Source organism: Paenibacillus sp. RU5M, from assembly GCF_900221055.1.
GTDB lineage: Bacteria > Bacillota > Bacilli > Paenibacillales > Paenibacillaceae > Paenibacillus > Paenibacillus marchantiae.
Genome location: NZ_OBQM01000011.1, coordinates 183530 through 193895, shown reverse-complemented (window position 1 = coordinate 193895; position 10366 = coordinate 183530). Strand labels below are relative to the sequence as shown.

The window sequence follows — 10366 nt, the reverse complement described above, 5'->3', positions numbered from 1 at the left end:
AAGTCAAAATTAAAAGGCATGAGCCCGGTACAATACCGAATTCATGCCATACAGGTTGCATAAAAATATTTGTCTAACTTTAAGGGGTCACTTCAGTGCTTGCTGAGCTGGCTTTAAATAATTTAAAGGGGAGCCCCGCCATGTTTTCATGGTTGGGCTCCCCTTTTGTTATAGATATGGTTATCTTATTTCTGTGCCGCAGCCTCAATGTCTGCAAAAGCCCAGTGTGTTGCAGGTACGTCTATAAAAGATGGCGTAGTTACGCCTGTTACCGGCGTCCGTTTGAACAGTACATTTAATACTTTCACGGCTTCAGCACGAGTCAGTTTGCTGTTCGGTTTAAATGTATCATCGTTATATCCGGTCATCAGGCCAGCCGATTGTACGTAGGCAATTGCATCGAAAGCCCAAAGGTCGGCGGACACATCTGTAAATCCAGCACCATCTGTTGCTTGTGTTGTGCTGCTTGATGCGTCTACGCTTTGTTGCTGTATCCAGCGGTATGCAATGGTCGCCATTTGTGCACGGGTAATCGAACCTTCGGGTGCAAATTGAGTGGCGTTCATACCGTTCATGATGCCTGCGGATTGCGCTTTTTGAATATCACTCGCTGCCCAATGGGTAGCAGATACATCGTCGTAGTTTACAGCGTTCGAGGATGCAGTTCCCGCTTCATCAGACAGATTACGAGCCAGCATCGCTGCCATTTGCGCACGGGTTACGAATGCATCCGGACGGAAATCCGCATCAAAACCGTTGATATACGGGTTGTGCGAGCCTTGGGAAGCTTTCAGTCCATCCACCACAACGAGGGTAAACGTGCTGAATTTGTTAACTGTAAACTCGATGCCTTCACTGGAATCACTGAGCTTCACGAGCTTACCTTGAATCAACTCTTTCGTGCCGTCACTGTGTTCAATGTACACAGCCAGGTTGTCCAAAGCTTGCTGGCGTGCAGCCGGATCAGTTGGCAGACTGTCACGCAGCGGTAATGTCAGTGTTACTTCATGACTTTGCATATTCGTTTCAATCTCAACCGGACGAGCCAGTACTTTCACGTTTGAATTTGGAGTAATCTGTTGAATCAACTGCTCTTTCTTCGCACGTTCTTCCACTTCTTTACGCTCGGATTCCTTTTTCAACGGAACGACGCGGAAGTACAGATCCTGGTCGAATCCGGCAATCGACTTCGTTGGAACCGAGATAATAGCGTTCTCTGTGGAAATCTCAAGGTTAAGCCCACCATCATTCAGCTGTTTCACCGCTGCTTTTGGCAGTTCAATGCGTGTCTCAGACACAGCATCTTTGGCGTCAGGGATGACAATGCGTGCAGTATTCATGTTTAATTGCTTCGCTTTTTCCACCGATTCCTTGGCAATCGCCTCAGACATCTTCACGAGGTCCTTAATCGTACCGTCTACCTCGGTTGTACGTGTAATTGGCGTTTTGGTGAGGTTGGTGCCATTCGCTCCGTTCACGTCCACGACGATTTGTTCCTGCTTGGTCGTCGGTGTAGTCGTTACAGGTGTAGTCACTGACGATCCACCACCTGTGCTTCCACCCGTGTTTGGTGTTGAACCATTTCCGTTATTGCTATCGCCATTCGCCGTGAAGACAATCTTCACCGCACGTCCTGGCAATAAGTCACTGATGGCTTTGTAACGAACCCATACCGTTTTGTCACCACTAAAATCAAATTTCTGAATAGACGCAACATCAATCCAGTTCAGTTTGCCGTTAAGGGAGATCTCCATCGTGTCATCCAAGCCGGTTATCGTGTTGTTGATATCATTTCCCGTTACATTAGGGGCCGTAAAGAATTGGTTGATCACATATTGTAGATTCCCAACATCCTCGTATCTGTCTTGTTCGTTAAGCACCCATTCGGCCAGTTCTTTTCGGCCTTCCGGGCTGAGATCAGCTCTTTTGGACAAATCAAGGGCACCTGTACGTCTAAATTTATAGTTATCGAATAATGCTTCCCCTGCAATCCATTCGTTCATGGCATGATCAAGCCATTCATCCATTAGCGGAATAGAAGTAGCATTCTCAAAGGATTCCAAAGGCATAGAAAAGAGACTCAGTACAATCTCCGGATTAACAATATTCCCTTTAAATTCTCCTTCCAACCTTTCAAAAGCCACCTGATGCAGGTATTTATAAGCAAAAACACCTTTATCTACTTGGCTACGGTCCAAATGTTGTTTCCCCAGGCTGCGCAGCACATATGTTTGTTGGTCATTAAAATAATCTGGTCCATCCGCCAACTTTTGTGCAAATAAATCCAGTTTGTTTTTAAGAACGTCGAATTCCTTCTGCCCCCAGATGGATTGTGCCAGAACAGCGAGTTCAATCATATATTGAACCTGATCTTTATTCTTATAATCATTTTTCACATAATCAATCAGGAAACCAGCAATGAATTTCTTAACTTGCAAGGATTCATAGTATCCATTCGGTAAATTAATTTCCAGATCAGGATTTTCCACGGCCAGAATCATACCATCAATATCGTTGCTACTCTTTGCACCATTTACAGCAGCCAACGCATCAATTTCATTACCAGGGAAAAATTCGTTAAATGTAGTCTGAATGGATTCAAAACTTGCATATCCACCAATCGGTCTTTCAGTAAGCATATGATCAGCCAAATGCTCCTGCTCTTCGGTTGTGAGATTTTCCCATTTACTTACATTCAAAGGAAAGATCGCCATCGGGTTTTCCGGATTCGCAGTGTTGTATGAGTTACTCTCTTTCTCAATGTCACGGAATTTCTGCAACGATTTCAACATTTCCTCAGTCGTGTTTGCACGATTAATGAATGGCGTTTTTTCTACTGCTGTGTCTGTATATTTCAACACACGAGAAATGGACGGTGTTTTTTTGAGTCTAAGCTCGTACAGATAAGCAGTCATTCGTTTATCAATCTCGGAGGAAGTGCGATATGCATTAATGAGTTGATAGAATTTATCTTCTGGACCAGGGTAATCAAAATGCTGCCCTCGTTCTGCCTGTTTCGCATACATGTCATCAAGTGCAGTTATGGAGCTTTGTCCCCCGATTTGGCGAGTCACTTCAAGGGCTTTCAGAGCTAATTGCACCAAAAACTCAACTTGCCCTTTGTTCTCGTATCCAGCGCTTGTTGGTGGATCTATTTCTAATAAGTATTGTGCAATAGCCTCCTGATCTCCTACAGGCAAAGATTTAAAATCAGGCTCGCCAATGAATTTCGCATTACTAAAAAGCAAAATAGCTTCTTGGATGAAGTCATCGCTGTTACCCCGGTCTGCCTTCTTTTTGAGCTCGTTGTACTGATCCAGCTCACTCAGTTGTGCAGTGAATTGGATAGATTGCATTTGATACGCAGCTTCCAAATATCGATCTTTAACAACGACATTGAAATAGTACGTATCACCTTCAATTAGATCCGTGATTGTTTTTGAAAATGTACCATCTGTAGCTTCTAAACCATTAATCGGATCACCATAAGCCTGGCCTGATGCTCCACTGATTTGTTGCATGTCTGCAAGATCAGAATTATTGGATATGTAAACCTGGTAATTTACATCAGGTGGTGTAGAAGATTCGGATTCAGCATAATCCCAATTTAGTTCAATTGAGTTCTCGTCCACATACTTTATCGTTAATAGACCATTATTCCCTGGTACCGGATACGATGCTCCTGCACTTGCCTTTCCTGCTGGTGCTACCAACCATGGAGCTACCAAAACCAAAATAAGCAGCATGCTGAATATTTTCCTGTATTGCATATATTCTTTCCTCCCTCATCTCACTTCTCGAAATATAGGCCTATTGTAGTACACAGTTCTGAACGGATTCTGAACATTCGCTCCAATAAACGGAAAAAAATCCGGCCTGTAGGTGAAAAACAGGCCGGATTTCAAATATTTTTCGTCATTATTCACCATTTTTATTACTTCGGGTAATTATAGAGACCTACATTGCACAAAATTTAAGATAAGTTTCACGTTCTCCGCAACCCTTCAACCGCTCCTTGCCACATCAAACAGGTAGACGCATCAAATCATCGTGTATCCGCCATCGACAAACAATGTGCTCCCTGTCGTAAATGTATTCGTCATAAGGTACGTAACCGTATGTGCAATCTCCTCATTGTACCCCACACGCTTGAGCACAGACAGCTTCTCATAGTCTTTGAAATGTTCACCGCGAGGTGTACCCTCCTGTCCCTCTCGCCAGATGGTTCCGGGGGACACGACATTCACGCGAACAGGCGCGAGCTCCACTGCAAGTGCTTTGCCCAGACTTTCAATCGCTCCGTTACACGCAGCGTAAGAGGCCCCTGCATCCAGTGGGCGTTGGCTGAAGCCGCCCGACATTAACGTGATCGAACCCGAAGCCGATAGATACGGAGCTGCGTATTTGGCAGCAAAATATTGAGGCCAAAACTTGCCCTTGAAGCAGCTTTCGGCCGTCTCCCGATCTGAAGTTAACGGACCACGGGTGTATGCAGCTCCAGGTGTGAACAGGTGATCGAATGCGCCAACCTGATTGAAAAATTGCTCGATTTGCTGTTCATTCTGATTATCCAACACATAAACTTCGATGGACACCTCTCCAGTCTTGCCTTTGCATGCGACATGAGCAATCTGCTCCCTCGCTTCCTCTAGCCTGGTCTCTGATCGTCCCGCGATAACCACTTGTGCACCAGCCTCAGCAGCCTGCACGGCTGTTGCAAGTCCAATTCCAGAGCTTCCTCCTATAATCACGACACGTTTATTCTCCAATGTAAATGGACTCATTCTGCATCTTCCCCTCGTAGCGCCAGAACTTTCGTTGTACCAGCGTTTTGTTCATTATTATCGAAAAGATTAGCCCTGAACAGTACGCAATTATATCGTACCAGGTACGAATATTCGTACTATGGGAGCCAGATTACACAGTTATTCCTCCCAATTCACATAGACAAAACAAGCAGAACGCGAAGAAATCAGGTATGATGAAGTTACATATAGTTGTTTAAATTGAGGTGAATACTATGGATTTACAGGAGCCACGCTTACAAGGTGTACTCGTTACGTTGGAAGCCATTAATGGAAAATGGAAACCGCTCATCCTGTTTATTTTATTGAAGGAAGGCACGAAGCGATTTGGTGAACTAAGACGCATGATTCCCGATGTAGCGCAGGGGACGTTAACGAAACAGCTGCGCGAGCTGGAACAGGATCAGATTATTGTGCGCACTCTCTATGGCGATGTTCCACCGAAGGTCGAGTACAGTCTGTCCGAACACGGGCAGACGATTGGTACGCTGTTGGATGGCATGTGCGGCTGGGGCAAGGCGCATCTGGAATACGTGAACGGAACCAAACATATGATTACTGCGGAGAAATTAGTCGAGGAATCCCATAACGAAGCGAAATCTGAATAACACTCATGCCTTCATCTCTGTTAGCAGAAGGGATGCCAGTATTGCCGTCTGTTATGAACAGGCTACCCCACATAACCGAACCACAGAATGTTAAGAAATCAGACCCAATTTCAGCACTCTCGCAATATTCTCGGTTGTACGCTCCACATTCTCCGGGCCTTGGCGCAGAAGTTGTTCCAGATCAGCCGCCCCCGGCACAATACCGAACACCGCGTCAATTCCTTCAGTGTACAACGTATCTATCCCTTCACCAACGTAACCTGCAATGGCGATAACTGGCTTGCCCGCTTCCTTTGCAGCACGCGCTACACCGTAAGGTGTCTTGCCAAATTTCGTTTGAAAATCAATGCCGCCTTCGCCCGTAAGCACCACATCCGCATGTACCAGCTTGTCACGCAATCCAGTGTATTCAATGATGATTTCAATGCCTTTGCGCAACACAGCCTGTGTAAAAATCAAAAGCCCTGCGCCCAAACCACCTGCCGCACCAGCACCCGGCACATCACGTATATCCTTGTGCAGCTGCTGCTTCACCACATCTGCATAATGGGAAATATTCGCATCCAGCGCCCGTACCATCTCTGGTGTAGCCCCCTTCTGCGGCCCAAACACCCGTGAGGCGCCATGCTCCCCGCATAACGGATTCGTTACGTCGCAGGCGACAATGAACTCCACATCCTGCAATCGTTCATCCAGCCCAGTCACATCGATATGTGCCAACTGATCAAGTGCCCCACCTCCACGTGCAAGTGGATGCCCGTGTGCATCCAGAAAAGTTACGCCAAGCGCCTCGGCCATGCCTGTACCCCCATCGTTGGTCGCACTTCCACCAATTCCGATAATGATTTTGCGAATACCCTGATCCAGACACGCCCGAATCAGCTCTCCCGTGCCATAGGTTGACGTGTGAAGCGGGTTCCGGGTTGCCTTGGTCACCAGATGAATGCCGCTCGCCGATGCCATCTCAATCGCCGCCGTTAACCCATCGCCCAGAATACCATACTGCGCTAGTACAGGTTGTCCCAGTGGCCCGCTCACCTCTCTCTGGTGAATTACGCCGCCAGAAGCATCCACCAGCGACTGCACGGTTCCTTCGCCTCCGTCAGCCATAGGTACATGAATATAGTTCGCGGCTGGGTAGATTTTACGCAATCCTTTCTCCATGGCCACACATACTTCTTTCGCTGTCATGCTTTCTTTAAATGAATCCGGGGCCAGTACAAATGTCGTCTCTCTCATCTTCTCCCACCCCATCCGTGTTATAAAAGGATAAACTCTACTCGTTGAACACGCTTTCATTATAGTTGCTGGTGAGCCACATAAATATTGATGAACAGACGAAATTCATTGTGCATGTGCACAATGAATAATGGCAGGACCGAATATCCTGCCACCCATACACTAACGTGCTTCGCTGCTTCCTAGAGCAGCACACGGTGTTCCATTATATTTTTCATACTGATATGGGATTTGGATGGACCAAGCTTCACAAGCGAGTCTTGGAACTCAGCAAGCTCTTCAATGGTTGCCGTCTGTACCTTGATCAGATAGTTGTACTCACCGCTAATCCGATATAAATCCGTGACCTCAACAGCCTGTTCACAGAAGTGAACGAATTCCTCACAATGCTCTGTTTTGAGTAAAATAAACGTCGTTGTCCCACGATTTAGTTTGGCCAGATCATAAATGGTTGAATATCCCGATATGACCCCGTTTTCCTCCAGTTTGAGAATTCTCTCCTTGACTGAAGGCTGGGACATGTTCACCTCTTTGCTAATCTGTACAATTGGCATACGAGCATGGTGCTGTAGCAAGCGCATGATCTGCTGGTCGATCTCATCTATAACATAACCCATTTGTAGACCCTCCCGAGAATCAGGCTAATTTAATAAGTTTTTTGGAATAAAAGAGCTTATAAATTACAACTCTCACCCCATTATATCCTTTGATAACGCATGGTTCCAATGCGCCGTTCCCTTTATACTTTAGAATACAATCTGACGAAGGAGTGATGAGCATGAGTGTAAACGGACTTGCTCACGTAGCCATTCAAGCACGTAATTATGAGGATACCCTCTCATTCTATACGAATGTTTTAGGATTTAAAGTTGGTCACTCCTGGAGTCTGCCCGCCTTCCAAATTACCGAGGCGTGCATGCTGATCTCACCGGATCAACGGACCTGCATTGAACTGTTTGACCCCGGAGCCGTAATCGCGGCCGAAGGTGAACCAGCAGAGTCTCCCGAAGCAGTAAAACATGGGGCATTACTGCATTTCGCCTTTTACGTAGACCATGTGGAAGAGATCTACGAGCGAGCGCTTGCTCATGGTGCAAAACCATATATTCAACCCGATTGGATCTCACTTGGTGAGCCCCCACTTCAAGTTCGAAATGCGGTTGTGCATAGTCCAAATGGTGAAGTGATCGAATTCCTCGAAGAGGTTGATTTTGACCGTTCCTCTACACCATCGATCTAGCGTTACACAAACCGAACAGCCTGTTGCGCGGAAATCCGTGGCGGCAGGCTGTTTTATACTATGTTTTTTGAGCGATAGGACAGCGAGCGTATGGGCTTAAGACATACTCCTTGCCCTCATTCCCCCTCTTCAATACCCGGCTTATACTCCTTTAACTTCCCTTCATACACCAACTGTAGTTGTTCACTTTGGCGAAAATCATCTGGGGTCACCAGCGCAGGCAGCTTGTTCCACAGCTTGATGCCTGAACGCTGCAGTATCTCGGCAACAAATTGTGAGCAAAAGTAGGAGTTGCTAAACTCTACTGGCTCCTTCAACGTAATACCAATCACACCAAGCAGATTGTACATATATTTCTGGCGGCTGCGGATGAAGATGTGCAGCACCCGTTTCATTTTTTCCACTTCACGCTCCGTCACCTGAAGCTCATAAATGACACATGTGGTATTTGGATATTTACTGTATGTACCTGTCTGAATATCTTCCTTCACAAACCCGCCATTCAGCGGATTGCTCGGATGCTTGCGACCGAAGCTGTACAGCTCGGATAATTCCCGGTCAAATGAGATGGAGGCATGATTGTATGGTGCTCTGGTGTAACTCTGAATGACTTTGGTAAACAACGTTCCCGTATTCGTAAGCAGGATATAGATGGAGCGTGGTTCTGTCATAATGAAATTTCCCCTTATCAAGTTGGCACTATTCCTTCATAATAACATAGGTACCCTATATTGGAATCTTACTTCTGGATAAGCAGGTGATTGTACTTGAGCAGTTCACTCTTTACCTTAACACTGATTTTTATTGCTTTATTGGTCATACATATCGTGTACAAAATCATTACGAAGCTTCAGCCGGATAAGGATTATTCGGGCATTGGCAACAAAATCAAAACCTGGTGGGGCATGTTTGTCATCTTCTGTCTCGCCACCCTCTTCAATCCGATTGTCTCCCTGATCTCCCTTATGGTACTCACCTTTTTCGCGCTGAAAGAGTACTTCTCCATGATCCGCAGCACCCGCAAAGCTGATCGTAGGCTATTTCTATGGGCGTATCTGGCGATTCCTGTACAATTCTACTGGATCTATATTGGATGGTATGGGATGTTTATCGTGTTTATTCCGCTATATGTCTTCCTGGTGTTACCCCTACCACGTCTAATTAATAAGGGCACGGTTGGTTTCCTGCGCAGTGTTAGCTCGACGCAATGGGGTTTGATGCTAATGGTATTTGGACTTAGTCATCTGGCCTACTTCCCGTTCGCAACACCGGAATATGGTTCAAAGCTGGTCCTGTTCCTGGTCGTGTTAACCCAGCTGAATGATGTGGTGCATTATCTGGCCTCGCTCTATCTGGGCAAACGCAAAGTGGTGCCCACGGCCAATCCTTTTTTGACATGGGAAGGGTTCGCCTGTGCATTCGTTGTAACCACCGCTGCCTCTTATTTCATTCATCCTTACCTGACTCCGTTTGATGCACGTTTCGCAATTTTCATCGGTGTGTTGATCTCTCTGGCTGGGTTCTTCGGAAGTCTGACGGTTTCTGTTCTGAAGCGGGATTTGTTAATCGGGGATGACAGTAAGTTCGATGCGTTGAAAAAAAGCTACCTGAGCCGGGTCGACAGCCTGACGTACACCTCTCCGGTCATGTTCCACGTGGTGCGTTATTTCTTCGACTTCATGTAGACGGAGTATCGGTTACAGATACGAGATGCGGAAACACTCAGTCGATAGAACAAAGCGTAAGCTTGCAGATCAATAAAAAGCAGCCTTGACGGCTGCTTTTACTCATTTATGGGAGAAATGAAGGCGCACGTATAATGTGTCTGTTTCATTTTCCATTTTTGAATTAACAGAAAGCACCACACACGGTTATGATCTGCCCGATTATTTTAATTTAATTTCCTTCTCCGAGGTCACTTCTTTCCCCTCTTCATTGGTAAACACAAACGTCGCTTTGCCGCGTTCACCCTTCATCTCATCCGAATAAATAAATCCGGAGAATTGCCCGTCACCGCTGATATAAAATCCTTCTTTTCCATTCGCGCCATGCTCGATCGCTTCCTTATAGGAGTTCACAATCGTTACCGTGTTGGACGTCCAGCGCATCTCGGATAAAGCGTAGCCCTCAGGAATTTGTTTTATCGCAAAATCAAAGCTATTGCCCTCGGACGGCTTATCCGTCTGGTCAATGACGATCATGACCTGTCCTTCCGCATCAGCGGAAGATTCCGATTGGGCCGTAGGCTTGCCTTCATTCACACTTTCGTTCGCCTGATTATTGTTATTCTTCGCCTCCATATTGGGAACGGAACTATTTCCCGCTTCCTCTATGGGCTGCTTCGATTGTGGATAGGCGTGTTCCTGTACGGATTCGTTGTTGTTTTTTGCCCCACATGCGCTGGTCAACAGCAGAATACATAGAACAGACACCCAGAGAATAGATTTATTTTTATTAAGATTCATATTGGTACT

9 protein-coding genes are annotated in these 10366 nt (G+C 46.1%); 3 read left to right on the top strand and 6 right to left on the bottom strand.

The genetic code is table 11. The features are described 5' to 3' along the window. Positions 1-185: 185 nt before the first annotated feature. Positions 186-3770, bottom strand: coding sequence for an S-layer homology domain-containing protein (locus CRO25_RS26685; RefSeq protein WP_079697072.1), 3585 nt, complete (start codon positions 3768-3770; stop codon positions 186-188). Between the two features lie 270 nt (positions 3771-4040). Continuing rightward, on the bottom strand, positions 4041-4784 hold the full coding sequence (locus CRO25_RS26680) for an SDR family oxidoreductase (RefSeq protein ID WP_079697071.1): 744 nt from the start codon (positions 4782-4784) through the stop codon (positions 4041-4043). A 236-nt stretch (positions 4785-5020) separates the two neighbouring features. On the opposite strand from CRO25_RS26680, the gene CRO25_RS26675 reads away from it, so the two are divergent. Further along, on the top strand, positions 5021-5413 hold the full coding sequence (locus CRO25_RS26675; RefSeq protein WP_079697070.1) for a helix-turn-helix domain-containing protein: 393 nt from the start codon (positions 5021-5023) through the stop codon (positions 5411-5413). Between the two features lie 90 nt (positions 5414-5503). On the opposite strand, the gene CRO25_RS26670 is transcribed toward CRO25_RS26675, so the two are convergent. Together CRO25_RS26670 and CRO25_RS26665 are read right to left on the bottom strand one after the other, a co-directional pair. After that, entirely contained in the window at positions 5504-6652 is a 1149-nt protein-coding gene (locus CRO25_RS26670) for a glycerate kinase (protein WP_079697069.1), read from the bottom strand. 182 nt (positions 6653-6834) lie between these two features. After that, positions 6835-7269, bottom strand: coding sequence for an Lrp/AsnC family transcriptional regulator (locus tag CRO25_RS26665; RefSeq protein WP_064641603.1), 435 nt, complete (start codon positions 7267-7269; stop codon positions 6835-6837). A gap of 161 nt (positions 7270-7430) precedes the next feature. Between CRO25_RS26665 and CRO25_RS26660 the strand changes: the two genes are divergently transcribed. After that, positions 7431-7892 (top strand): VOC family protein, encoded by a 462-nt coding sequence (locus tag CRO25_RS26660; RefSeq protein WP_072733851.1) that lies wholly within the window; start codon positions 7431-7433, stop codon positions 7890-7892. A gap of 116 nt (positions 7893-8008) precedes the next feature. Here CRO25_RS26660 and CRO25_RS26655 read toward each other — a convergent pair whose 3' ends face one another. After that, positions 8009-8563 carry a hypothetical protein gene (locus tag CRO25_RS26655; RefSeq protein ID WP_064641601.1) on the bottom strand — a complete coding sequence of 185 codons (555 nt, stop codon included), beginning with the start codon at positions 8561-8563 and terminating at the stop codon, positions 8009-8011. Between the two features lie 96 nt (positions 8564-8659). On the opposite strand from CRO25_RS26655, the gene CRO25_RS26650 reads away from it, so the two are divergent. Then, entirely contained in the window at positions 8660-9577 is a 918-nt protein-coding gene (locus CRO25_RS26650; protein WP_079697068.1) for a phosphatidate cytidylyltransferase, read from the top strand. 201 nt (positions 9578-9778) lie between these two features. Here the strand turns inward: CRO25_RS26650 and CRO25_RS26645 are convergent, their stop codons facing one another. Further along, entirely contained in the window at positions 9779-10357 is a 579-nt protein-coding gene (locus tag CRO25_RS26645) for a hypothetical protein (protein ID WP_079697067.1), read from the bottom strand. Positions 10358-10366 lie beyond the last annotated feature (9 nt).